Source organism: Rhodobacteraceae bacterium M382 (assembly GCA_025141015.1).
GTDB classification, from domain to species: Bacteria; Pseudomonadota; Alphaproteobacteria; order Rhodobacterales; family Rhodobacteraceae; genus Aliisedimentitalea; species Aliisedimentitalea scapharcae.
The window spans coordinates 3,266,321-3,289,372 of the sequence record CP081098.1 but is presented as its reverse complement, the minus strand read 5'-3'; the positions used below and the strand labels follow the sequence as shown (position 1 = coordinate 3,289,372).

General features: G+C 60.9%; 21 protein-coding genes. 6 read left to right on the top strand and 15 right to left on the bottom strand.

Translation table 11 applies throughout. The annotated features are described in order from the left end of the window. From arsC to K3727_15285, 3 genes are read right to left on the bottom strand one after another with little or no spacing between them, the layout of a single operon-like run. A complete protein-coding gene (arsC, locus tag K3727_15295) occupies nt 1–342 on the bottom strand; it encodes an arsenate reductase (glutaredoxin) (protein UWQ90146.1) in 342 nt (113 codons plus the stop codon). Continuing rightward, nucleotides 339–1,397: a quinone-dependent dihydroorotate dehydrogenase gene (locus K3727_15290; protein ID UWQ90145.1), complete on the bottom strand. Its 1,059-nt coding sequence runs from the start codon at nt 1,395–1,397 to the stop codon at nt 339–341. Before K3727_15290 ends, arsC begins: the two co-directional genes overlap by 4 nt. A 38-nt stretch (nt 1,398–1,435) precedes the next feature. After that, the gene (locus K3727_15285; protein UWQ90144.1) at nt 1,436–1,774 is read right to left on the bottom strand and encodes a DUF952 domain-containing protein; all 339 of its coding nucleotides are present in this window, start codon (nt 1,772–1,774) and stop codon (nt 1,436–1,438) included. 168 nt (nt 1,775–1,942) lie between these two features. Between K3727_15285 and K3727_15280 the strand changes: the two genes are divergently transcribed. Then, complete coding sequence (locus K3727_15280; protein UWQ90143.1) at nt 1,943–3,520, top strand: 5'-nucleotidase/apyrase family protein; 1,578 nt, start codon at nt 1,943–1,945, stop codon at nt 3,518–3,520. A 45-nt stretch (nt 3,521–3,565) separates the two neighbouring features. Next, complete coding sequence (locus K3727_15275; GenBank protein ID UWQ90142.1) at nt 3,566–3,865, top strand: DUF1992 domain-containing protein; 300 nt, start codon at nt 3,566–3,568, stop codon at nt 3,863–3,865. Between the two features lie 9 nt (nt 3,866–3,874). Here K3727_15275 and K3727_15270 read toward each other — a convergent pair whose 3' ends face one another. Beyond that, the gene (locus K3727_15270) at nt 3,875–5,629 is read right to left on the bottom strand and encodes a sulfotransferase (GenBank protein ID UWQ90141.1); all 1,755 of its coding nucleotides are present in this window, start codon (nt 5,627–5,629) and stop codon (nt 3,875–3,877) included. A 153-nt stretch (nt 5,630–5,782) separates the two neighbouring features. On the opposite strand from K3727_15270, the gene K3727_15265 reads away from it, so the two are divergent. Next, nucleotides 5,783–6,460 carry an SOS response-associated peptidase gene (locus K3727_15265; GenBank protein UWQ90140.1) on the top strand — a complete coding sequence of 226 codons (678 nt, stop codon included), beginning with the start codon at nt 5,783–5,785 and terminating at the stop codon, nt 6,458–6,460. A 1-nt stretch (nt 6,461) separates the two neighbouring features. Here the strand turns inward: K3727_15265 and K3727_15260 are convergent, their stop codons facing one another. Further along, a complete protein-coding gene (locus tag K3727_15260) occupies nt 6,462–6,926 on the bottom strand; it encodes a MarR family winged helix-turn-helix transcriptional regulator (GenBank protein UWQ90139.1) in 465 nt (154 codons plus the stop codon). Nucleotides 6,927–7,046: 120 nt separating this feature from the next. Here K3727_15260 and mnmH point away from each other — a divergent pair, with 120 nt between their 5' ends. After that, on the top strand, nt 7,047–8,099 hold the full coding sequence (gene mnmH, locus K3727_15255) for a tRNA 2-selenouridine(34) synthase MnmH (GenBank protein UWQ90138.1): 1,053 nt from the start codon (nt 7,047–7,049) through the stop codon (nt 8,097–8,099). Nucleotides 8,100–8,136: 37 nt separating this feature from the next. Here mnmH and selD read toward each other — a convergent pair whose 3' ends face one another. From selD to K3727_15220, 7 genes are all read right to left on the bottom strand, one after another. Next, a complete protein-coding gene (gene selD / locus K3727_15250; GenBank protein ID UWQ90137.1) occupies nt 8,137–10,296 on the bottom strand; it encodes a selenide, water dikinase SelD in 2,160 nt (719 codons plus the stop codon). A 74-nt stretch (nt 10,297–10,370) separates the two neighbouring features. Beyond that, nucleotides 10,371–10,751, bottom strand: coding sequence for a Na+/H+ antiporter subunit G (locus tag K3727_15245; GenBank protein ID UWQ90136.1), 381 nt, complete (start codon nt 10,749–10,751; stop codon nt 10,371–10,373). Nucleotides 10,752–10,761: 10 nt separating this feature from the next. Then, nucleotides 10,762–11,031 carry a K+/H+ antiporter subunit F gene (locus tag K3727_15240; protein UWQ90135.1) on the bottom strand — a complete coding sequence of 90 codons (270 nt, stop codon included), beginning with the start codon at nt 11,029–11,031 and terminating at the stop codon, nt 10,762–10,764. Beyond that, nucleotides 11,028–11,525 carry a Na+/H+ antiporter subunit E gene (locus tag K3727_15235; protein UWQ90134.1) on the bottom strand — a complete coding sequence of 166 codons (498 nt, stop codon included), beginning with the start codon at nt 11,523–11,525 and terminating at the stop codon, nt 11,028–11,030. Before K3727_15235 ends, K3727_15240 begins: the two co-directional genes overlap by 4 nt. Then, complete coding sequence (locus K3727_15230; protein UWQ90133.1) at nt 11,522–13,078, bottom strand: monovalent cation/H+ antiporter subunit D; 1,557 nt, start codon at nt 13,076–13,078, stop codon at nt 11,522–11,524. The genes K3727_15235 and K3727_15230 overlap by 4 nt, the downstream gene beginning before the upstream one ends. Continuing rightward, on the bottom strand, nt 13,075–13,428 hold the full coding sequence (locus K3727_15225) for a Na+/H+ antiporter subunit C (GenBank protein UWQ90132.1): 354 nt from the start codon (nt 13,426–13,428) through the stop codon (nt 13,075–13,077). The genes K3727_15230 and K3727_15225 overlap by 4 nt, the downstream gene beginning before the upstream one ends. A 2-nt stretch (nt 13,429–13,430) precedes the next feature. Beyond that, a complete protein-coding gene (locus tag K3727_15220) occupies nt 13,431–16,295 on the bottom strand; it encodes a monovalent cation/H+ antiporter subunit A (protein ID UWQ90131.1) in 2,865 nt (954 codons plus the stop codon). Between the two features lie 272 nt (nt 16,296–16,567). On the opposite strand from K3727_15220, the gene K3727_15215 reads away from it, so the two are divergent. Both K3727_15215 and K3727_15210 read left to right on the top strand, forming a co-directional pair. After that, nucleotides 16,568–17,038, top strand: coding sequence for a rhodanese-like domain-containing protein (locus K3727_15215; GenBank protein ID UWQ90130.1), 471 nt, complete (start codon nt 16,568–16,570; stop codon nt 17,036–17,038). Between the two features lie 11 nt (nt 17,039–17,049). Next, nucleotides 17,050–17,925, top strand: coding sequence for a polyhydroxybutyrate depolymerase (locus K3727_15210; protein ID UWQ90129.1), 876 nt, complete (start codon nt 17,050–17,052; stop codon nt 17,923–17,925). 459 nt (nt 17,926–18,384) lie between these two features. Here K3727_15210 and mdoH read toward each other — a convergent pair whose 3' ends face one another. Genes mdoH through K3727_15195 form a run of 3 tightly spaced genes read right to left on the bottom strand, consistent with a single transcriptional unit; the run spans nt 18,385 to nt 23,047 of the window. Next, on the bottom strand, nt 18,385–20,265 hold the full coding sequence (gene mdoH, locus K3727_15205) for a glucans biosynthesis glucosyltransferase MdoH (protein ID UWQ90128.1): 1,881 nt from the start codon (nt 20,263–20,265) through the stop codon (nt 18,385–18,387). After that, a complete protein-coding gene (locus K3727_15200) occupies nt 20,262–21,773 on the bottom strand; it encodes a glucan biosynthesis protein G (GenBank protein UWQ90127.1) in 1,512 nt (503 codons plus the stop codon). Before K3727_15200 ends, mdoH begins: the two co-directional genes overlap by 4 nt. Further along, nucleotides 21,770–23,047: an OpgC domain-containing protein gene (locus K3727_15195; GenBank protein UWQ90126.1), complete on the bottom strand. Its 1,278-nt coding sequence runs from the start codon at nt 23,045–23,047 to the stop codon at nt 21,770–21,772. The genes K3727_15200 and K3727_15195 overlap by 4 nt, the downstream gene beginning before the upstream one ends. Between the last annotated feature and the right edge of the window lie 5 nt (nt 23,048–23,052).

The following is a 23,052-nucleotide window of genomic DNA, read 5'->3' as shown; positions in this document are numbered from 1 at the left end:
TTACAGCAGGGTTTCAATGGCCTCGACGGGGCGACCGATTACGGCCCGAGCGCCGGAAATTGCGATGGGGCGTTCGATCAGGATCGGGTGTGCCACCATAGCGCGAACCAATGTGTCCTCGTCGCTATCGGCGCTCAGGCCCAGCTCTTTGAACGCGGTCTCGCCTTGGCGCATCATCTGGATCATTGACAGGCCCAACGCCTGCTGTACGGCGCGTATGTCCGCGGCGGAGGGAGTGTCTTGCAAATACAAACGGACCTGATGGGGGACCTCACGGTCCTGCAACAGGGCCAGACCCGCGCGGGATTTGGAACAGCGCGGGTTGTGCCAATAGGTGATCACAGCCAATCCTCCCGTTTGCTGCCCACGGCCTGAGCAACTGTGTCAAACCCGTCTCGGGCCAGCAGGTGATCCAGGCCCCGGGCAATGTCCGACGCCAGCGAAATGCCACCATAGACCAGCGCCGTATACAGTTGAACCGCGCTGGCTCCGGCGCAGATTTTGGCATAGGCCTGTTCGGCCGTTGCGATGCCGCCGACGCCGATGATGGGAATGTCACCGTCCAACAGCAGGCTGAGACGGGCCAGAACCCGGGTCGATTTTTCGAACAGAGGTGCCCCGGACAGGCCGCCGGTTTCGTCCTTGAACACGCTCTTCAGCCCATCGCGCGACAGGGTGGTGTTGGTGGCAATCACCGCGTCTATGCCGGTGTCCCGGGCGACTTCGGCAATGTCACGGATTTCTGCATCGCTCAGATCTGGGGCGATCTTCAGAAACACCGGCACACGACGCTCTAGTGTGTCACGGGTGTCGATCACCCCGCTCAACAACGCTGACAGGGCGGCCTTGCCCTGTAGGTCGCGCAGTTTTTCGGTGTTGGGTGACGAGACGTTGACCGTGGCAAAGTCCAGATGCGCGCCACAATGGGCCAAGACGCGGGCAAAATCGCTGGCGCGATCGCTGCTGTCCTTGTTTGCACCCAAATTCAGGCCGATCACCGCATTCGCAGGACGACGGGCCAGGCGCGCAGCAATCGCCTCCATCCCTTCGTTGTTGAAACCAAAGCGGTTGATGGCGGCCTGATCTTCGGTCAGGCGGAACAGGCGGGGCTTGGGGTTGCCGGGCTGTGGACGTGGCGTGGCGGCTCCGACTTCGATGAAGCCGAACCCTGAGTTGGACAGAGGAACCAGAGCCTCGGCATTCTTGTCGAACCCGGCGGCCAATCCCACGGGATTGGGCAGATCAAGACCGGCCACCGTTGTACGCAGACGCGGCGTGCTCACCGGACCAGGCGACGGTGCCAGCCCCTTTTGCAGAACCTTCAAGGCCACCCCATGGGCGGTTTCCGGGTCCATCTTATGCAGGGCGCTCAATCCGATGCGTTCGATCAGCTTCATGATGTCAGCTCTCCAGCCGGTTACAGGGACAATGTGGGTCAGACCATCTGGTCGGGAAACTGATGCGCTCCATTGACCAGCGGCAGCGGCTTGCACCACAGGACGTCATCTAGACGCAATGTGCGATAGAGATGCGGGAACTCGGCACCCCCACGCGATACCTCCCATTTCAGATCTTCGCCCATGGCGCTGCCGTCGCAGGCCAACAAAACCAGACCTTGTGCTCCGGCAAAATGTTTGGCGGCGGTTTCAGCAGTCTGGGAGGCGGTGGAAAAATGCACGAACCCATCGGCCAGATCGACCGGTGCGCCCGCAGTTTCACCTTCGCGTTGCAATGTGGCCCATTCGTCGGCCCGAAAGATCTTGTATATCAGCATATGTGCCTGATGCCGTGACAGGGGCCGGGAATCAAGAGGCATGCCAGGTTATATTGACGTCAAGGAACGCTGATATGGCTTCCGCAGGGCCGCCCTTCCCTTTGACAGGGCCGGGTCGGATGCGCACCATACAGAAAAAAGAACCTTCAACGATCGGGGAGATCAATTATGTTCGCGCGTTTTCTGACATCTGCGGCAATTCTGGCGGTTTCGGCCGGCATGGCCGCAGCCGAGTACACATTGACCATTCTGCACACCAATGACTTTCATTCCCGGTTTGAACCGGTCAGCAAATATGACAGCGGCTGTCGCGACGGCGACAATGAGGCGGGCAAATGTTTCGGTGGCTCGGCGCGGTTGGTCACGGCAATCGCCGACGCGCGGGCGCGCAGCACCACTTCTATCCTGGTCGATGGTGGCGACCAGTTTCAGGGATCGCTGTTCTATACGTATTACAAGGGCAAACTGGCCGCGGAAATGATGAACGCGCTGGCGTATGACGCGATGACTGTCGGGAACCACGAATTCGACGATGGGCCAAAGGTGCTGCGCGGGTTCATGGATGCGGTGAATTTTCCGGTGTTGATGTCCAATGCCGATGTCAGCGCCGAACCTGAGCTCGCCGGGGTATTGCAGAAATCCACCGTGATTGAAAAGGGCGGAGAGAAGATCGGCCTGATCGGCCTGACCCCGCAGGACACGGATGAGCTGGCTAGCCCAGGCAAGAACATCACATTCAGCGATCCGGTTACGGCGGTGCAGGCCGAAGTTGACCGGCTGACAGCCCAAGGCGTGACCAAGATCATCGTGCTGAGCCATTCGGGTTATGTCCAGGACCAGAGAATTGCGGCTGAAACAACCGGGATCGACGTCATTGTGGGCGGGCATTCCAACACGCTGCTCTCCAATGTGTCGGACCGCGCGGCAGGACCGTATCCTACGGTTGTGAATGATGTGCCAATTGTCCAGGCCTATGCCTATGGCCGGTTTCTGGGCGAACTGAACGTCACCTTTGACGACGCGGGGCAGGTGATCAGCGCTGTGGGCGAACCGCTGATTATGGACGCGACCGTGACCGAAGACGCAGCAACCGTGGCGCGGATCGGTGAAATGGCCAAGCCGCTTGAAGAAATCCGCAACAAGGTGATCGGGAAAGTCGCGTCCAAGGTCGAAGGCGATCGTTCGATCTGTCGGATGCAGGAATGCCAGGTGGGTAATCTGGTGGCTGACGCCATGCTGGACCGGGTCCGGGATCAGGGGGTAACCATCGCCATTACCAATTCTGGTGGCGTGCGGGCGAGCATCGAACCGGGCGAGGTCACCATGGGCGAAGTGCTGACGGTACTGCCGTTTCAGAACACGCTGTCGACCTTTGAAATCACGGGTGCCGGGCTGGTGGCCGCGCTGGAAAACGGGGTCAGCCAGGTTGAAGAGGTCAAAGGCCGCTTTCCTCAGGTCGCGGGCCTCAGCTTTGCCTTTGATCTGTCACAGCCTGCGAACGCAGGTCGGGTGTCGGACGTGATGGTGGATCACGGGGACGGGCCGACTCCGATTGATCTGGATAGAACCTATCTGGTGGTGACCAACAATTATGTCCGCAATGGTGGCGACGGGTACAAGATGTTCGCGGGCGACGATCGCAACGCCTATGACTTTGGCCCGGATCTGGCCGATGTTATGGCCGAATATCTGGCTGATCACATGCCGTATCAACCCTATCTGGATGGGCGGATCGTGCAAAAGTAATCAGCCTGGGTTTTCAGCGGGATTGGTTCGTGGCAGATAACGGTCATGGGCCACCCGCTGTTTGATCTGATTGATGCCAGGATAAAACGTGCCCAGGAAGACGGCGCGTTTGATGATTTGCCGGGCGCGGGCAAGCCGCTGCCTCAGGTCGAGGATCCCGAAAACGAAGTGATCAACCGCATTCTGCGCGACAACGGAGCGGTCCCGGAATTTGTTATCCTGTCACGCGAATTGGCCCGGTTGCGCAGCGAACTGCGCGACGCTGATGATCGGACCCGTCGCGCTGATATCCTGCGGGAAATGTCGATGATGGACGCCAAGATCGCTTTGGCGCGCAAGGGCTGAAATCGGGCCTCAGCCCTGTTGCACGCCGGGCCAAAGTTTCGGGTCCAAGCCCGAGATGAACGGCGTCAGCATTGTTTCATACGGTTTCCAGCTGCCCACCGACCGGCTGTGTACGGGCTGGCGCACCTGATTGGCGCTGAGCGTCAGGACCGGTCCGGTGCTGCGTTCCGGGTGGGCCATGTCTGCGACCCATTTCAACCCGATGTGATCCGCCAGTCTACGGCTTTGACCGTCGACATCCGTAACGAGATCCTCGTATTGCACATCCAATATCTGACCTGGAAAGACGCTGTGCCAATGGGCCATCAGCCTGGTATACAGATTGAACCGATGTGCCATGGCAGCCAGATCATAGGTATATGACAGGGCCTTGCCCGAAAAATGAGCCTGCCACATCGACAGCGCGACATCGCGCGGATCGCGGCACATATGGACGATGCGCGCGTGGGGATAGGCTGTCAGCAAAGCGCCGATGAGCCGATAGTTTTCCGGCATCTTGTCGATATAGAACCGAATGCCGTCTGGCAAAGTAGGCAGCCGCTCCTGATCGCGGGCGACAAATTGCGCGCAGGCAGCGGTGTCGAATGCAATGTCATTTTCCAGGAAAGGCGCAAGCAGCACGCCAGGCACTGCCCGTTCGCCCAATGGGCAGACGTCCGGATGCGCCCCCAACAGTGTTTCGGTCAGAGTCGTCCCCGAACGCGGCAACCCCAGCACATAGATCGGAGTGGGCCCGGAGGGGGCAGGGGCCTGGACCTGATCCGCGCCCGCGTTGAACCGGGTCCTGAGACTTTCGAACTGTTGGCTGTCACCGTCGCTGTCAAACGGCATGATATGTGCCAAGGCCCCATTGGCCTGGGTCAGGTGGCTGGCAAATTTCTCTTGCTCGCCTGCCTGCCGCGCCATTCGGGCCAGCGCAAAATGAAGACGTGCCGCATCGCTGGATTGGCGGGGCGCGGTTTTGAGCGCACGTCGCGCAATCGGTTCCAGATCGGCATTGGCCGCCGCCGCGTTCAAGGCTGCCAATTGTTCGATGGCCTGTGCGTGTCCGGGGGCCTGCCCGAGAATGGTCTGGAACTGATCGCGGGCCCCATCCTGATCACCGGATTCGAGCAATTGCATGGCCAGACGCAACCGCGCATTCAGATGTGTTGGGGCCAGGTGCACAGCGCGTTCGGCGGCTTCTAGCGCCTCGGCGTGGCGGGTCTGACGGGCCAGGGGCAGGCTGATATTCACCAGGGCTTCGACATCATTGGGGTTCAGCGTCAGCGCGGTTTGGAAATCGGCGATCGCCTCGGCCTCATCTCCCAACATGTTGCGCGCAACACCACGCAGGTTCAGCGCGCGGGGCTGGCGGGTGTTCAGCTCCAGCGATCGGGTCGCGGCATCTGCCGCTGCGCGCGGTTGCCCACAATTCAGCAGCGCCTGACCCTTCAAATACCAGCCATCCGGGTCCTTGGGAGCCCCTTCGAGCAAGCGATTCAGCAGGGTCAACGCTGTGTCGGACTGTTGCAACAAGATCAATGCCTGTGCCAGATTGCGCCGCGCATCGTGGAACGTGGGGTCCAGACCCAGCGCCTTTTTGAAATACCCTGCCGCATCGCGATGTTTGCCCTGCGAAGACAACGCGATCCCGGCGAAATTCGGAAAAGCCGGGTGGGATTTGTACCGCTTCATCCCGGATTTGGCCACTTTCAACACGGTTTTGTATCTGCCCTGATTCAAAGCGGTCAGGGCCTCGTGAAGTGTGGAGTCTAGGCTCATGTCTTGTCCGTGAATAAATACAGGAAAACGGCATGTTCGATTTGCCGTGCGCAACAGCCGGGGGCATAGGGTGCAGCACATAAAAGGTCAAATGGGCAGAACGTGCAATGCCAAATGCTTGGCCAGCGGTGACCGGATCGGTATGGTTTGGGCATGTGTGGACGATTTGCCGTAACCCTGCCCAATGATGCCATGGCCCAACTGTTTGCGGCGCAACCCGCCAATGCGTTGCCAGAGGTGCCCAACTTCAATGTCTGCCCGACCACGCAGGTGCATGTGGTGCGCAGCGCAGAAACCGGGCGACAGTTGGGGCAAATGCGATGGGGGTTTCTACCGCATTGGTACAAGCAGGAAACCGCCGGGCCGTTGTTGATCAACGCCCGTGCCGAAACCATTGCGGAAAAACCGGCCTTTCGCGATGCCTGCCGCAACCGGCGCTGTCTGATTGTGGCAACCGGATTCTACGAGTGGACCAAGACGGAAACCGGCACCCGGTTGCCGTGGTATATTCACCGCCGCGATGGCGCACCGATTGCCTTTGCCGGGATCTGGCAAAACTGGGGAACCGAGACGCCCCATCCCACCTGCGCCATCGTCACCACCGGGGCCAATGCCCATATCTCCCAGCTCCATCACCGGATGCCGGTCATTGTCGAACAACCGGACTGGGGTCTGTGGTTGGGCGAGCAGGGGCATGGGGCGGCCCGTCTGATGCGCACAGGGGCCGAAGATCTTTTGCGGTTTCATAGCGTCAATCCACAGGTCAATTCAAACCGGGCCAGCGGGCCCGCGTTGATTGAACCCTATGAGGAGCCGGAGGGGCTCTCGTGATCTAATCCGCTTCGGGGGTGATTTGAGGTGCCCGGCTCCTGTCATTGCCGGCATTTGTGGCCTTTTGCAGCAGGTGCAGCATCTGGGCCTGCTCTGCTTCGCTGAGCCCGGCCAAAATATCGGGCTGGGCGGCCTGTACATGCGCGCTGGCCGTCCGAAGCAGGTCCTGACCGGCGGTGGTCAGCGTCAGCACGCGGGCGCGCCGATCCGAGGCCGACACATCGCGTTGGATCAGGTCCCGGTTCTGGAGCCGGTCGATCACCTTGCCCAATGTGGCGCGGTCATAAGCCACCAATCCCGCAACCGTTGCCTGATCGATTCCCGGATAGTCACGGATTGCGCAAAGAGCGGCATATTGCACCGGGGTCAGCGACAGCCCGGCCTGGGCCATGCGGTCCATGAAACACGCCACCGAAATCTGGTTCAGTCGGCGGATCAGGTGTCCGGGCATTGCATAGATTTCCATCGGATCTCCGGCAGGGAATGGCTGTTACACCTTCTATTTTCAGGCTTTGTCGCGGCCAAGGCAAGCGGCGGGAGGCCGCAGGTGCTTTTCCTGCCCGCGCAGGCAGGGTAGAGGGAGGGCATGGCTCTCAGTTTTTCGACCCTTCCCGATTTGTATGCGCATGGTTTTGATGCGGTTATCGACGTGCGCAGCCCTGCCGAGTTCGCCGAAGACCATTTGCCCGGCGCGATGAACCTGCCGGTTCTGGACAACGAAGAACGGGCCGAGGTCGGCACGATCTATGTCCAGCAAAGCCCGTTTCTGGCGCGCAAGATCGGCGCAGCCAAAGTGTTCCGCAACGCAGCCCACCACATTGAAACCCGATTGCAGGGCCACGAGGGCGGCTGGCGTCCGTTGATCTATTGCTGGCGCGGTGGGCAGCGGTCCGGGTCGTTCACCTGGATGTTGCAACAGATCGGCTGGCGGGCGGATGTGGTGCAGGGGGGGTATCAGACCTATCGGCGGCTGGTGAACCAGTATCTGTACAAAGATACGCTTCCGCATCGCTTTGTTGCGCTGGACGGCTACACCGGAACCGCAAAAACCGAATTGATCAAGCGGGTGGCCGCGCGAGGCGCGCAAGTTTTGGATCTCGAAGGGATGGCACATCATCGGGGCTCGCTGTTGGGGGGGATGGTCGAACCGCAACCCAGCCAAAAAGCGTTTGAAAGCGCCCTGGCGGGGGCTTTGTGTCAGTTGGATCCGACGCGCCCCGTGTTGATCGAGGCGGAGTCCAACAAGATCGGCCAGCGGATTATTCCGCCCAGCCTGTGGAGCCGGATGAAGATCACACCCCGGATCGATCTGTCGGTACCGATTGCTGCGCGGTGTGCCTATCTGGTCCAGGCCTATGACGACATACTGTCTGACGCGGCGCGGCTCAAGGCGCGGCTGGATCCGTTGCGGGCGTATCGCGGCCATGCGGTGGTCGATGGTTGGATCGACCGGATTGATGCGGGCGACAAACCGGGGGTGACGCGGGCGCTGATGCAGCAGCATTATGACCCGGCCTATGACAAATCACGCCGGGCCATCGACGCCCAGGTCACAGGGCGCATCGAGATAGCACAGCTGGATGAGCCAGGTTTGTCCGACGCAGCGGATCGGATTACCGAGATGCTTGAGCGCCTGTGACGGGTGGGCAGAGGCCGGCACATCGGCCTGTCTGCCTTCAGCTCAGCGATATTCCGATTGGTCCGTCGATCATCTCTCCGATGACGGCTGCGGGATAGCCGCTGGCACGCAGCGCCTCGCACAGCTGTGTGGCCTGATCCGGCGCGACCGCCGCCAATAGTCCCCCCGCCGTTTGTGGATCAAACAGCAAATCGGCGACATTACCCTGAGACAGGTTGGGCAGGACAGCCCGATTTTCGGGGAAAAGCGACGAGCGAACCCCCTGTTCGGCCAGAGATGCCGCCCCCTTCATCAGGGGAATGGTCGACAGGTCGAGACGGGCTGCGACCTGAGACGCGTCGCAGATGCCCATCAGGTGACCGGCCAGCCCAAATCCGGTCACATCTGTCATGGCATGAGCGGCCGCCAGAACCTGGGCAGCCTGGCCCTGGGGCATCATCATCAGATCCAGCGCGGCGGCGATGTCATCTCCGTGGGCAATTCCCGCCATCTCGGCGGCCATGAGCGTACCGGATCCGATGGGTTTGGTCAGGATCAACGCATCCCCCGCACGGGCCCCGGCCAATGTGATCGGGTCGCGCGCGCACAGACCGGTGACGGTGAACCCCAACGTCATTTCATCACCTACGGAACTGTGACCGCCGACAATTTCGGCACCGACCTCACGCATTGTTTCGGTCGCTGTGGTCATGATTTCCGATAGCGTCCGTTCCTGCAGCGCAGGTGACAGGCGGGGCAGGATCACGCTGGCCAAAGCGGCCTGTGGCGTGGCCCCCATCGCCCAGATGTCGCCCAAGGCGTGATTGGCGGCAATGCGGGTCATCATCACCGGATCCGGCGTCAGGGCGCGCAGATGATCCGTGCTGATCACCTGACGGGCCGACCCGATGCGCAACAGGGCGGCATCATCGCCGGGCAGCATTTCAATGTCACTGCGCGACGTCAAAGCCATCGGTGCCAGGGCCGCGCGTAACGCGGGTTGCCCGATTTTGGCCCCGCAGCCTCCGCACATGGGTTTGTCACCCAGGGCGGCCTGCATGTCCTGGGCGTGGGGCTGGGGCAATTCGGGTTGCTCCATTTTGGGCAGGTCACGGAACTTCTGCATAAAGCTTTGGTCGATGAGGTTTTTCCACGTCCACATCAGGGGCCCGGACCATGTGGCGGCAAACCGTTCTGCCAGCGCCTGTTTGTCGCCCATCGAAATCAGTTTCAGATAATCCTTCTGCGCCCGATAGGGGCGCAGGCTGTGACCGCTCATCGTGGCACATAGGTTGTGATACAGGATCGGTGCCTGACGCACGGCATAAACCCCGGCCTTGGGGCGGGGCGATGCCGTCAGATGCGCGCAATCTCCTGTGGCAAAGACCGCCGAGTCCGAGCTGCGCAGCTGTGCATCGACAGAGATGAAACCGTTTTCCAACGCAAGCCCGGTTTCCGACACCCAATCATAGGGCCGCGCGCCCGCTGCCCCTGTGGTGAAATCGGACCGGATCAGACGCGTGTCGGCGAGCCGGATACCATCGGCTTCGATCCCTGAAATCTCGACGTTCTCATGCAGGGTCACCCCGTGTTCCGACAGGGCCTGGATCAGTCGGGCTCGCGCCTTGGTGCCGATGGCCATCAGCGCCTGGGCATTGTCGATCAGATGCGCTTGGGCCAGGCGTCGGCGTTGTTTCAGCGCATGTGCCATGGCCAGGATCAGCTCGACCCCGGCAACGCCGCCGCCAATCACGGCCACATGGGCGGGGGTATCGCCTGCGCGATAATGATCCCAGCGGGCGGCAAAGGGGCCGAGCGGCTTGGCCGGAATGGCGTGATCTGCAAAGCCGGGCAGGGCGGGCATGTCCGACGTGATGCCGATGTCGACCGAAGCCACGTCAAAGCCGATCGGCGGGCGTCCCGGCACATGTACAACACGGGCCTCCAGATCCAGTCCCGTTGCCGCACCCAGAACCACACGCGCCCCGGCAAAACGGGCCAGTTTCACCAGGTCGATGTCCAGCTCCCAGCGGTCATAATGTCCAGCGACAAAGCCGGGCAACATGCCTGAGTAGGGGGCCGTGGCACCGGGGTTGATCACCGTGACCCGCGCGCCGGGCAGCGGATTCATGCCCCATTTGCGCAACACCAATGCGTGCGCGTGGCCGCCTCCGATCAGCACCAGGTCACGGGTTGCAGGCAGACGGGGCATGTCCATAGGTTGCGCCTTTCAGCACTGCGCCCGCAGCGCGGCGGCTACGGGCGGCATTCAGGTTTCAACACTTGGGCGGGTCAGCCTTGGGCCGGATCCGCCTTTTCCTTGTCAACGTCATGTGTGGCCCACAGCCCATCCTCTCCCGGGGATGGCATGGTCTCGGGCGTTTCTCGCCTGTGAATGTGAACCTTGGCAATGAAATTTGCCGTGATCGGTGCCGTGAGGAACAGGAACAGCGTGATCAACAGTTCGTGCATTGACGGATGGTGTTCAATCGACGCCGCATGCAACATCGAAGCAATCAACACCCCGCCAACCCCCAGGGTCGTCGCCTTGGTCGGAGCGTGCAGCCGTGACATCGGGTCATCCAGTTTGATCAACCCATATGATCCGACAAACCCAAAAATCCCGGCAACAACGAGACAGGCGGCAATCGCGACTTCAAAGATCATCTCCATGTTCCGGTCCTCACTCGATGATGTTGCCACGCAGGATGAACCGCGCGTAGGCCACTGTTGAGACGAACCCCAGCATGGCGATGATCATGGCGGCTTCGAAAAAGATCTCGGACCCGACGGCGATGCCATACAGAACCATGACAGCGATGGCATTGATGAACATCGTGTCCAGCGCCAGGATCCGGTCGGCCACGTTTTGGGCGGTCATGACCTTCCACAGGTTCAACAGAACCGCAGCGCCAAAACAGGTAAAGGCAAAGATGGCAGCATAGGCGATCATTCGAAAATCTCCTTCAGGCGGGCCTCGTAACGGTCCTTGATCTCGTCGCAGACGGCATCAGGGTCCGGGGCATCCAGGCAGTGCACCAACAAGGCGTGGCCTTCGGCTGAAACATCAGCAGCAACCGTACCCGGGGTCATGGTGATCGTTCCGGCCAGAACCGTGATCGCTTCGGGCGTGCGCAGCTCCAGCGGCACCGAAATCCAGGCCGGTTTGCGCGCTGCGTTGGATTTGAACAACACGATGCGGGCGACGACAACGTTGGCGGCGACAATGTCCCACAACACCACGAGGATGTATTCGACAACTTTGAGCGGATTGCGCAGCGTCGGGCGGTTTGGCCAATAGGGTTGGGTGATGAATGGAATCACGATCCCCAGGAACAGGCCAAACAACAGCGAATTGTGCGAATAGCTGTTGACCAGCAACAGCCAGACTCCGGTCAACAGCAGGGTGAGCAGGGGATGCGGGAATACCCGTCTAAGCAGCTTCATTGCGGCGTCCTCTTCATCACGGCGTCGATATAGGGCGCGGGGTCAAACAGATACTGCGCGGTCGCCTCGGAATAGTCCATGACCTGCCCCGAGAACACGGTCAGCAGAACCAGCCCACCCATCAGACCAAAGATGGCCACGAACGGCAGCTTGCCGGTGTGGGGGCCGGGGTCTTCGTTATCGGGCTGGGTTTCGTCGATGGGTTGGTCGGGTTCAGCCTCGCGGACATGGCTGGCGTCATGGCTCTCCCAGAACAGAATTGTCCCGGCGCGGGCAAAGCCCACGATCGTGATCAGCGACGAAACCAGAATGACGGCCCAGATCATCCAGACCTGATCGGTGCCGCGCGCGGCATCCATCACCAGCAGCTTGCCGACAAAGCCCGACAGCGGTGGCATCCCGGCGAGCGCAATGGCTCCGACAAAGAACAGGACTGAAATCAGCCCGCTTTGCGGCATCGGACGTTGGGCAACAATGGCACCGCCTCGTCGCTCCATCACCAGGTCAGCGACCAGAAACAGCACGGCCGAAGCCAGTGTCGAATGGACCGTGTAATACAATGCCGCCGCCGCAGCTTCGGGGGTGAACATGGAAATCGACACCAAAAGCGTGCCCACCGATGCGATCGATCCAAAGGCGATCAGCCGTCCGATTTCGCGCGCGCCCAGCACCCCGATGGACCCAACGGCCAGTGTGATCAGCGCAGCAGGCAACAGCCAGTCGCCCACCAACCCCGCGGTCACAGAAACCTCGGGGCCGAACACCAGCGTAAAGACACGCAAGATCGCATAGGCGCCCACCTTGGTCATGATCGCAAACAGCGCGGCCACGGGCAGCGGGGCGTTGGCATAAGACGCTGGCAGCCAAAAGTGCAGCGGCAGAACGGCGGCCTTGATCGCAAAGACCAGCAGCAGCATCACCGCACCGACCCGCAACAGGGCCGTATCATCAGGCGACAGTTCGGCCACACGCAGGGCCAGATCCGCCATGTTCAGCGTGCCGGTCACCGAATAGATGGTACCAAGCGCAAACAGGAACAGGGACGACCCGAGCAGGTTATAGACCACATATTGCACCCCTGCCTGCAGCCGGACTGCACCGCCGCCGTGGATCATCAGGCCATAGGAGGCAATCAGCAGGACTTCGAAGAACACGAACAGGTTGAACGCATCCCCAGTGAGAAAAGCGCCCAGAATACCCATCAGCTGAAAGTGAAACAGCGCATGGAAATTGCGTCCGCGTGCGTCCCAACCGGTGCCGACGGCATAAAGGATCACACCCAACGCCAGCAGGGTGGTCAGCACGGCCATCAGGGCCGACAGCTGATCCAGCACCAGAACAATACCAAAAGGCGCAGGCCAGTTACCCAGGTCATAGACCTGAACCGACCCATCCGATACCTGCGCGGCCAGGATCAGGGAAATGACCGCCAGCGCGATGGTGCCGGCGATCGAAAACACCCGTTGCAAGTCCAGATGATGACGGATCACCATGATGATGAACGGGCCCAGCACTGCGGGCAGGACAACGGGGGCGATGATCAGATGGCTCATGCCTCGTCTCCTGTGTTGGTCGCATCGTCGGTCATGTTGACCCGATCAGTGCGCGCACTCAGATAAGCACCCAGCGCGATCATCACCACCACCGCCGTCATGCCGAACGAAATCACGATGGCCGTCAGCACCAGCGCCTGCGGCAGCGGGTCGGAATAGGGCACATCGGCGTATTTGTTCAGGATCGGAGGCGCGTTGGTGGCCAGCCGTCCGGCGGCAAAGATGAATACATTCACCGCATAGCTCAGCAGCGAAAGCCCCAGGATGACCGGAAAGGTACGCTGGCGCAGGATCAGATAGATCCCCGCAGCGGTCAGCATGCCTACGGCGCTGGCGACAAGAAACTCCATCGTCAGACCTCGTTTGTGTTCTTGGGCGCGTCATCACGGGCCGGGTTGATATCCATGGCGTGTTCACTGTCCATGCCGGGTTGCCAGGCCAACCGGGCCAGGCTTTCCAGCGCCAACATCACCGCACCGACAACCGCGAGGAAAACCCCCAGATCAAACAGCGCAGCGGTGGCCAGTTCGAATTTCTCCAGGCCCGGCAGATAGACATAGCCAAAATCCGACGTCAGGAACGGCACGTCATTGAACCAGGCCCCCATGCCAGTGATCGCAGCAATCAACACCCCGGCACCGATGATGCCGTGAAAGAAGAACCGCTGTCGTTCCATCGCCCAGGTAAAGCCAGAGGCCATATATTGCATGATCACCGCAATCGCCGCGACCAAACCGGCGATGAAACCGCCGCCGGGCAGGTTGTGACCGCGGAAGAAGATATAGGCCGCAACCATCAGCGCGATGGGCATCATCACGCGGGTTGCGACAACCATCATCAGCGGGTGCGGGTCGCCGTCCTGGGGTTGATCCGGTTTGCGGTTCAGCAGGCGGGCCCGCACGCGCGACCCCAACAAGGCTTCTGTCAGGGCATAGATGACAATGGCGGCGATCCCCAGAACGGTGATTTCCCCAAAGGTATCAAAGCCCCGGAAATCCACCAGGATCACATTGACCACATTGGTGCCCCCACCGCCGGTATAGGAATTGGCCAGATGGAATTCCGCGATCGACGGCGCGATGAAATCGCGGGTCATCAGCGCATAGACCAGTCCACCGATGCCCGCGCCCGACCCAATCGCCAGCACCCCGTCGCGTAGCTTGCGCCCGGTGGAGCTTTCGTGCGGGGTTTCCTTGGGCATAAAGTTCAGCGCCAGCAGCATCAGGATGATGGTGACGACCTCGACCGAAATCTGGGTCAGGGCCAGATCGGGGGCGGACAGATAGTTGAACGCCATCGACACCACCAACCCGATGACCCCGATCAGGATCAAGGCCAGGAACCGGTTGTGGTGTTTGAAGATGACGGCACCGGTGGCCCCGATCAGACACATCCAGGCAATCACTGGAAGCGCACCAACCGACTGCACGTCGCGGGTTGGGGCCGCGGCAACACCGGTCAGATAGGCATAGCCGCCCAGCCCCAGCACAAATACCACAAAAATCGCGGCATACCGGGTGATCGATCCATTGTGCAACGCATCCGTAATGGCATTGGCCAGATCCGAGAAGAAGCCGATGATCGCCTCGAAGATGATCTTGGCTTCGGGGCGGGGCAGGGCGTTCCAGATGGCCTGCAGCTGGCGGTGACGCCACAACAACAGCGCACCAATGGCCGTGGCTGTCGCCGACATGAACAAGGCGGTGTTGAACCCGTGCCAGACGGCCAGATGTATATGTTCGAAATGGTCGCCCGCGCCGGTGACGGCGGCGGCGGTCACTTCGACCAACGGCGCAGCAATGGTTTGCGGGAACAGGCCGATCAGCACCACCAGACAGGTCAGGAACGCCGGGGCCAGCCACATGCCGACACCGGGGTCATGGGGGTGGGCCGGGTAATCGTGGCGTTTGGGCCCCAGGAACACATGCACGATATAGCGAAACGAATAGGCCGCCGAGAACAGCGCGGCGACAACTGCCAGAACAGGGAACACATAAGGGGATCCGGCCCAAGCCGTGTGCAGGGTTTCCTCCAGCATCATCTCCTTGGAAATGAAACCGTTGAACGGGGGAATGCCCGCCATCGACAGCGCCGCAACCAGCGCGATGGTGAATGTCACTGGCATCAGGTGGCGCAGGCCGCCCAGCCGTTTGATGTCGCGGGTGTGGGCTTCGTGGTCCACGATCCCGGCCGACATGAACAAGGCCGCCTTGAACGTCGCGTGGTTGATGATGTGAAAGACGGCAGCCGTGGCCGCAGCGGTGGTGCCAAAACCCAGCAACATGGTGATCAGACCCAGGTGGCTGACCGTCGAAAAGGCGAGCAGCGCCTTGAGATCATCCTTGAACAAGGCAATCACCGCGCCGATCAGCATGGTGATCAGGCCTGTGGTGGCAACGATATAGAACCATTCCGGCGTGCCGGCCAGAACCGGCCACATGCGGGCCATCAGGAATATCCCGGCCTTTACCATGGTGGCCGAGTGCAGATAGGCCGACACAGGTGTTGGTGCTGCCATCGCGTGGGGCAGCCAGAAATGGAACGGGAATTGCGCCGATTTGGTGAAACACCCGGCCAGAATCAACAGCAGCGCTGGCAGGTAATAGGGCGACGCCTGGATCAGATCCTTGTTTTGCAGGATCACCGACAGATCATAGGATCCGACGATATTGCCCAGGATCAACATACCACCGATCATCGCCAAGCCACCCATACCGGTGACCGTCAACGCCATCCGCGCGCCTGCGCGCCCTTCGGGCAAGTGTTTCCAATACCCGATCAGCAGGAAGGACGACAGCGACGTCAGCTCCCAGAACACCAGCAAAAGCAGGATGTTGTCCGACAGGACAATCCCGACCATCGCCCCTTGAAACAGCAGCAGATAGGCATAGAAATTTCCCATTGGATCTTCGCGGGACAGGTAAAAGCGCGCGTAGATGATGATCAACAGTCCGATGCCAAGAATCAGCCCGGCAAACAGCAGCCCCAAACCGTCGAGAAAGAAGTTGGCATTCAACCCCAGGCCGGGAAGCCAGTCCAGCTGAGCGTGCAGAACCTGTCCCTGCATCACCGCGGGTGCGTTGACCAGCAAGCCGATCAAGGCCAGCAAAGTTACCAGCCCGGCGGACATAGACGACGCATTGCGTCCGGCGCGGATCAGGAGAGCGGGAAAGATAGCTCCGAGAAAGGGCAGGGCTGCAATCAGAAATAGGGACACGTCGCGCGTTCTCCTGCTGTGCGGGCAAATTTGTTCATGCCTAATTAATTTTTGCCCAGTGTTCCAGTCCCGGTCGCGCTTGCAGAGCGTGAATCCGGCGAACAGACCAGCTGGTGCGACATTAATTCCGCAGCTGGCCTTATGATTGGCCCGGAATTGCATGGGTCAGATGACAGGAAGGTGATCAGGACACTCTGGGCGAGGGCTCAATTCGCGGGCCGTTTCATGTTAGGCGTCTCGCAGGGAGACGCATGAAGTGAGGCACAGGTCGGATGCGAGAGAGCAAGAAAAGCCACTCCACTCTGTCACGGCGCAAGGTCATTGTCGTTGGCGCAGTGGGTGCGGCGGCATTGGTCGGGGGGGCGTGGTGGCGTCGTCAGGCCCCGGACTATGACGGCGGCAAGCTGACGGTTGCGCAGGCCCATCAGCAGGCCAAATCCGGTGCCGTGATCCTGATCGACATTCGCACTCCGCGTGAATGGCGCGCGACCGGCATTGGTGACGGCGCGCATCCCATCGATATGCGGCGGGATGATTTCGTGGCCGCGCTACAGTCGGTTGCCGGGTCGGACCCATCGGCTCCGATTGCGCTGATCTGTGCCCGGGGCGTGCGCTCTGCGCGGATGAGCCTGCGGCTCAGCGCGGCCGGGTTCTCCAATATCATCGACGTCCCCGAGGGCATGTTGGGATCGGGGGCCGGACCGGGATGGATTCGCGCCGGGCTCCCCGTTGAAAAATGGTAGGAAACTCAGGGATGACGAACAGTTGGTCGTTACGGGCGCTAGGCTGCGCGGTTTCGGTGTGTGCGGGACTGCTGGCTGGCCAGGCCAGAGCCGGGTGCGGGACTGCCTCCGAGGCCTGCAGCATGGACAGCGGACGGTATCATATCGTTTTACCGCCTCCGGATGAGGCCAACGATGCAGGCGCCGCTGCGCCCGTTGTGATGGTCCTGCATGGCTATGGCGGCTCGGGCGCTGGTGTGCTGAAAATGCGCACCATGGTCGATGGGTTGACGCAGCGGGGCTATGCGGTGATTGCGCCGACGGCTGAACGGCGCAACGGAGGCAACCGGATCTGGGTGTTCTACCCGGGATGGGAAGGCCGCGACGACGCTGCGTTTCTGCGCGATGTGGTGGCTGACGCAGCGAACCGGTTCAATGTCTCTGACACCCGGGTCTTGCTGTCGGGGTTCTCGGCGGGTGCCTTTATGGTGAATTATCTGGCCTGTGCCACACCAGAAGCCTATCCAGCCTATGCACCGGTGTCCGGCGGGTTCTGGCGCCCGATGCCGACCAGCTGCAAGGGACCGGTCAGGCTGTTCCATACGCATGGGTGGCGTGACGGGGTTGTGCCGCTGGAAGGACGCAAGCTGTCCAATGGAAAATTCGAGCAGGGCGACATTTTTGCCGGGCTCGAGATCTGGCGCGACACCAACGGATGTGATGGGCACAAACCCGGTCGGACCGGGCAGTCGGGCTCCTTTCTATACCGATCCTGGAATGAGTGTGCCCCCGGTGCCGCGTTGCAGCTGGCGTTGTTCCCTGGTGGTCACCAAGTGCCCAAAGGCTGGGCCGATCTGGTTTTGGACTGGTTCGAAACACAGGTGCCTGACGACGATACGGATCGGTGAGATTAGGGCCGGCGAGGTCAGGCAGGCGGGACTCGGTGGGCAGGACCACGCGGGATTTTGGGTTGAACGGTATCAAAGGGTCGGCATCTGCCGGTGGATGCGGGGTTTCACAGCGGCCTGCATCTGTGTCCGTCTGACGGCGTAGCCTGGGCGTATTCCGCCCGCCCGCTCTTCGCGGCTCTCTCCGGTTCTGATGAACACTGTCGAGGCCGCACACTCCCAGTGTGCACTCTCCGGTGTGCGCTCTCCAGTGTGCGCTCCCCAAATGAATGCCCGATTTCAGTCTGTTGCGAAGAGAAACATACCCGGTGGCACTCCCGCCTCTTGAGGGACATCGGCGACGCCGATGTCCCTCAACAGTTGGGCCGGGCCGCGGGCCCGTTCCGGACCCGCGGTGCGCGGAGAACTGGGCCCGCCCGGTCCAGTGCGGTTGCTGACCTTATGGTCGGCGCACCAGTTTTATTCGGCCGGCGATGATCCGCTGGGTGTACCGTCCAACAGGGTTTTCAGCTCTCGGCGATAATGGCGGGCTGCACGGGTGATCTGTGGTTCGGCAAAGACCTCGCGGGTGCCCATCCAGATCCCGCGACGCCCCAGGGAACCGCTGCCGCTGAGCCAGGAGAGCGGGATGGCCAGTACCAGGCTGAGCGCGATCGGAACCAGCCAGATCGAGACCACCCCGGCCAGGATCCCGCTCCACAGCGCCAACCCGCTGAGGGTTTCCAGCGCATGACACTGTACCAGTGTCCGCAGGTCGTATTCTCCGCCATCGCGAGCCTGTGGAGACCAGCCGCGCTGTAGCCCCAGCAGGGTCCGAAACACTGCGATCATCTGTTGCACCATCAGGATCGGCGCATAAAGCACAGCCAGCAGAATTTCCGACACCAAAGAGATTACGAAACGCCCGGCACCGCCCAGTTCGGAAAATCGTGTGCCGGTCAGGGGCAGCGCGGCTATCGCCAACAGTTTGGGTGCCAGCAGCATCGCATAAATCAGCAGGATCACCAGCACATGGCGGGGTTCGCTCATATCCGGCCAGGATGGCATCAGAGGATTGGTTTCGCTGAAATAGGTCAGGACCGAGGCGTCTTCGTTGCGTCCGATCAGTGCCCAGATCACCAGCAAAGCAAACCAGATTGGGGCCATCAGATAGCCGATCGCCCCGTGCAGCAGATGGAACCGGGAAATCGCGCGGAACCCGCGGGCACCCAGCAAATTGATGTGTTGCAGATTTCCCTGACACCACCGTCTGTCCCTCAGGATGTGGTCGATCAGCGTCGGTGGGGTTTCCTCGTACGATCCGCGAATGCGGGGCAGAAAACGGACCGTCCATCCGGCCCGACGCAAGAGCCCGGCCTCGACGAAATCATGGCTCATGATCAGCTTGTCACCGCGTCCCAGCCGGGACCGCAGGCGTGGCAACCCGGCACAGCTGGCAAAGGCCCGCGTGCGGATGATTGCGTTGTGCCCCCAGTAATTGCCTTCCTGTCCGCACCATCGGGCCAGTCCTTCGGCGAGGGCCAGCCCATAGATACCATTGGCAAACTGTTGCATCCGACCAAAGACGGATTGCGCTCCGATCAACTGCGGAAAGCTCTGGATCAGCCCGGCTCCCGGATCGCGCGACAGTGCATCCGCCAACCGCGAAAGCGCACGTCCGGTCATCAGGCTGTCGGCATCCAGCACCAGCATTGCGTCATATCCTGCACCCCAGCGACTGACCCAATCTGCGATGTTTCCGGATTTGCGATCCGTGTTCATGGGACGCCGGCGATAGTGAATGCGGGTGTCCGCAGGCAGCATGTCCCGCAATGCCGCAACCGAGGCCAGCTCCTGTGCGGCAATGGCATCATCGCGGGTGTCGGACAGGATGAACATCGTATACGCATGAACGCCCCCGCGGGCCCGCAGCTCTTCGAGCATCGAGCGCGCATTGCCCAGCACATACCAGGGGACTTCGTTGTAGATCGGCATCAACAGCGCCACCCGCATCGGATGCACCGGTTCGGGACGTTTGGCGGTTTCACGGCGGGACAGCGAATAAAGCCCCAGCAAAACCGTTGAAACGGTGAAGCAGATCCAAAAGAAGTTGAAGGCGATCAGGGTCAACAGGATGATTTCGAGCCCCATCATCCCATCAGCTGCAAACCAATGATACATGACCCAAGTCAATGCTGCCGTGGCCAGCATCGCAGGGGAAAACGTCACGCCACGCCACAGGGCGACATGTGCCGGCCCCGGCTGAGCGGGGGCGTTTTGATCGCGAAAGTCGGCCGCAAAATTCTGTGCGGGCATATGCAGCGGCTGTTCCGGTGGCATCATGGGCAGATCGGATGTCATGCGGTCCACCTGTACAGCCAAACCTCGGAGGCGGGCTCGCCGTTCCGGCGCAATTGCGCCCTCAGTTCGACATGGTCCCGGTCCTCGGGATCAAAAGCAAAGGCCAGCCGCAGCCCCCCGGTTTCCGGGTTGCGCTGTAACACGCCGGATGTGGTGTCCACATGCGGAGAATTGATATGGATATCCAAGGCCTCCGGGCCGTCGGCAAACAATGGGTGGTCCTCAAAGTCGACAACCATCAGGCGTCCCACCTTGCCAAATAGGCGCTCGCCGGATGCGGTGTCTATCACCCGGGCGACGGGCAGGACGGGGTCCAAACCCCAGCTGAGATGATAGGACAGGTCGATCCGGTCCCCGGCGCTGTATTTCCCGCGCGGGCGCCAATAGGCGACGATATTGTCATAGATCTCCTGATCCGCCGGGATCTCCACCAGCGTCACAGACCCTTTGCCCCAATTGCCACGGGGTTCGACCCACAGGCCTGGGCGTTTGTGATAATGAGCCTCCAGGTCGGCATAATCGGAATAGGCGCGCGGGCGTTGCATCAGACCAAAACCACGCGGATTTTCATCGACAAAGGCCGAAATCTGCAATCGCTTGGGATTGGCGAGCGGGCGCCACAGGATTTCGCCATTGCCGTTGACCACCAACAGCCCATCGCTGTCGTGCACGGCGGGGCGGAAGTCGTCGAACCGCGTGTGGTTGGTGCGATCAAACAGGAACATCGAAGTCAACGGGGCAACGCCGACATGGGGCAGGTCTTCGCGGGCAAACAGTGTTGCCTCGACCTCCATTTCGCAGGCTTCGCCGGGGGTGATGTCGAACCGATACGCGCCGGTGATCGAAGGGCTGTCCATTAGCGCGTGAATCACGATGTTGCGTTGACCCGCTGCGGGCGCTTCAAGCCAGAATTCAGTGAAATCGGGAAATTCCTCGCCCATGGGATCACCGGTTTTCAACGCCAGCCCGCGCGCTGAAAGACCATAGAATTGATCCTGGCCAATAGCCCGGAAGTAGCTGGCACCCTGAAACACGCAGAATTCGTTCTTGATACCGGGTTGGGACATTTCGGTGCGCAGGCGCAGGCCGGAATACCCCAACGTGTCGTCGATGGTCAGGTCAGGTGCCTTGTCGGTTTTGTCAAACAGCGCAAAATCAAAAGGCACCGGCGTCGTCACGCCAGCTTCGACCGTGTTCACCCGGATCGGGCGGGGGAAATACAGGCCGGGGTGAAAGAAATCCACGTTATAGCTGCGGTCGCTGTCCGCCCACAGCGCGTCCTTGTTGCGGAACCAGATGGTCTGGTATTCCTCATAGCTCATGTCGAGCCAGTCCTGCGGCACCTTGGGGCGCGGCTGATAGGGGCGGGCCGCCATGTCACGGGCCCGTTCAATGATCATGTCATGGCGGAAAGGGGCCACTCCGGCGGCACGGGATGCGGGCGACAGGGCCAAAACAGAGGTGCTGACCAATGCCGAGGCCAGAAAGGAACGACGGGTCAGGCTCATGCGCGTTTAGCTCTCCAGGGGTGGGATTTGAACCAGGCAGCCACATAGGCGCAGGCGATGATCATGGCAAAGCCAATCAGATTTGCGGCGGCGACGGTCAGAATGTCACGATTGGTCTGATCCAATCCCCAGCCGATCATCCGGGCCAGCCACATGGAGAAAACAAACACTGCCAGCGATTGCTGTCCGACCTTGAGGATCACATTGAGCAGCACTGCCCAGACCCGGGCGGCCCAGGACGCGCCAGAGGCCATCAGTCTTTTGCCGCCTTCACCCGCGACCACCCAGCCCAGATAGGCCAGTGACAGGAAATGGATGTAGCGCAGAGGGCCAAAGTCGCTCTTGTGTCGCCATTCCTTGATTGTGGGCAGGTGCGATTGCACAGTGGCCTTGAGGTCCGGATCCCAATAGCCGATCCAGGTCAGAACCTTCCAGGACCCCCAGGGCATGGACAGCAGAACAAATCCCAGCGCAGCCAGAACCAGCCATTTTGACACCGGCGGCGCGGGCAACCAGCCTTTCATAAAGGCAAAACCGGTAAAGAACAGCAATTGCCAGCCAAAGGGGTTAAAGAACCATTTGCGCTCGGACCAGGGTTCGGCCGGAAGCGCCACGCCCGCGGGCCCCAAACCGACAATATAGGGATTGGCCAACAGCCAGATTCCGATCGAAGCCGCGGCCGCCAGCCACAGATTGATCCGTGCCAGCCCCATCATCACCGGCATCAACGCCAGAACCACCAGATACATGGGCAGAATGTCGAAATAATTCGGCACATAGGTCAGGGTGAACAACCCCACCAGCTGTGGTGCCGGATCACCAAAGAAATGTCCAAGGTTCAGCGCGTTGATATAGTTCTTTTCAAAGGCACCCGTCAGGTTCAGGGCCGCCATGGTGGTCGCAACTGCCAGGAACAGACCGATGTGGGCCCAGAACACCTGCCAACAGCGAAAGGCGACCCGGGCCGTGCCCAGCCACCAGCCGCTTTTTGCAAATGCCCCGCCAAAAGCAATGGCCGAGGCCATTCCCGAACAAAAGACAAAGATCTCGGTTGCATCCGAGAACCCGAACCGCGCCGGGATCCAGCCTGTCCAGCGATTGCCGGGGACATGGGCGCACAGGATGATGAACATCGCAATGCCGCGATAGAAATCCAGCCGCGGGTCACGGACACGCGGAGCTGTGACTGCCACCTGCGGGGGGGTCGGGACATTGGCCACCGCCGCAGGGCGGGGTGTGCCAGTCTCGGAAACGGGCGAAAGATGGGTCGCCATCGTGG

Bases quoted from the DNA above. Each gene is read 5' to 3' on its own strand.
- K3727_15290 (UWQ90145.1), bottom strand. From the start codon at position 1,397: ATGAAGCTGATCGAACGCATCGGATTGAGCGCCCTGCATAAGATGGAC.
- K3727_15285 (UWQ90144.1), bottom strand. From the start codon at position 1,774: ATGCTGATATACAAGATCTTTCGGGCCGACGAATGGGCCACATTGCAA.
- K3727_15280 (UWQ90143.1), top strand. From the start codon at position 1,943: ATGTTCGCGCGTTTTCTGACATCTGCGGCAATTCTGGCGGTTTCGGCC.
- K3727_15275 (UWQ90142.1), top strand. From the start codon at position 3,566: ATGGGCCACCCGCTGTTTGATCTGATTGATGCCAGGATAAAACGTGCC.
- K3727_15270 (UWQ90141.1), bottom strand. From the start codon at position 5,629: ATGAGCCTAGACTCCACACTTCACGAGGCCCTGACCGCTTTGAATCAG.
- K3727_15265 (UWQ90140.1), top strand. From the start codon at position 5,783: ATGTGTGGACGATTTGCCGTAACCCTGCCCAATGATGCCATGGCCCAA.
- K3727_15260 (UWQ90139.1), bottom strand. From the start codon at position 6,926: ATGGAAATCTATGCAATGCCCGGACACCTGATCCGCCGACTGAACCAG.
- mnmH (UWQ90138.1), top strand. From the start codon at position 7,047: ATGGCTCTCAGTTTTTCGACCCTTCCCGATTTGTATGCGCATGGTTTT.
- selD (UWQ90137.1), bottom strand. From the start codon at position 10,296: ATGGACATGCCCCGTCTGCCTGCAACCCGTGACCTGGTGCTGATCGGA.
- K3727_15245 (UWQ90136.1), bottom strand. From the start codon at position 10,751: ATGGAGATGATCTTTGAAGTCGCGATTGCCGCCTGTCTCGTTGTTGCC.
- K3727_15240 (UWQ90135.1), bottom strand. From the start codon at position 11,031: ATGATCGCCTATGCTGCCATCTTTGCCTTTACCTGTTTTGGCGCTGCG.
- K3727_15235 (UWQ90134.1), bottom strand. From the start codon at position 11,525: ATGAAGCTGCTTAGACGGGTATTCCCGCATCCCCTGCTCACCCTGCTG.
- K3727_15230 (UWQ90133.1), bottom strand. From the start codon at position 13,078: ATGAGCCATCTGATCATCGCCCCCGTTGTCCTGCCCGCAGTGCTGGGC.
- K3727_15225 (UWQ90132.1), bottom strand. From the start codon at position 13,428: ATGGAGTTTCTTGTCGCCAGCGCCGTAGGCATGCTGACCGCTGCGGGG.
- K3727_15215 (UWQ90130.1), top strand. From the start codon at position 16,568: ATGCGAGAGAGCAAGAAAAGCCACTCCACTCTGTCACGGCGCAAGGTC.
- K3727_15210 (UWQ90129.1), top strand. From the start codon at position 17,050: ATGACGAACAGTTGGTCGTTACGGGCGCTAGGCTGCGCGGTTTCGGTG.
- mdoH (UWQ90128.1), bottom strand. From the start codon at position 20,265: ATGACATCCGATCTGCCCATGATGCCACCGGAACAGCCGCTGCATATG.
- K3727_15200 (UWQ90127.1), bottom strand. From the start codon at position 21,773: ATGAGCCTGACCCGTCGTTCCTTTCTGGCCTCGGCATTGGTCAGCACC.
- K3727_15195 (UWQ90126.1), bottom strand. From the start codon at position 23,047: ATGGCGACCCATCTTTCGCCCGTTTCCGAGACTGGCACACCCCGCCCT.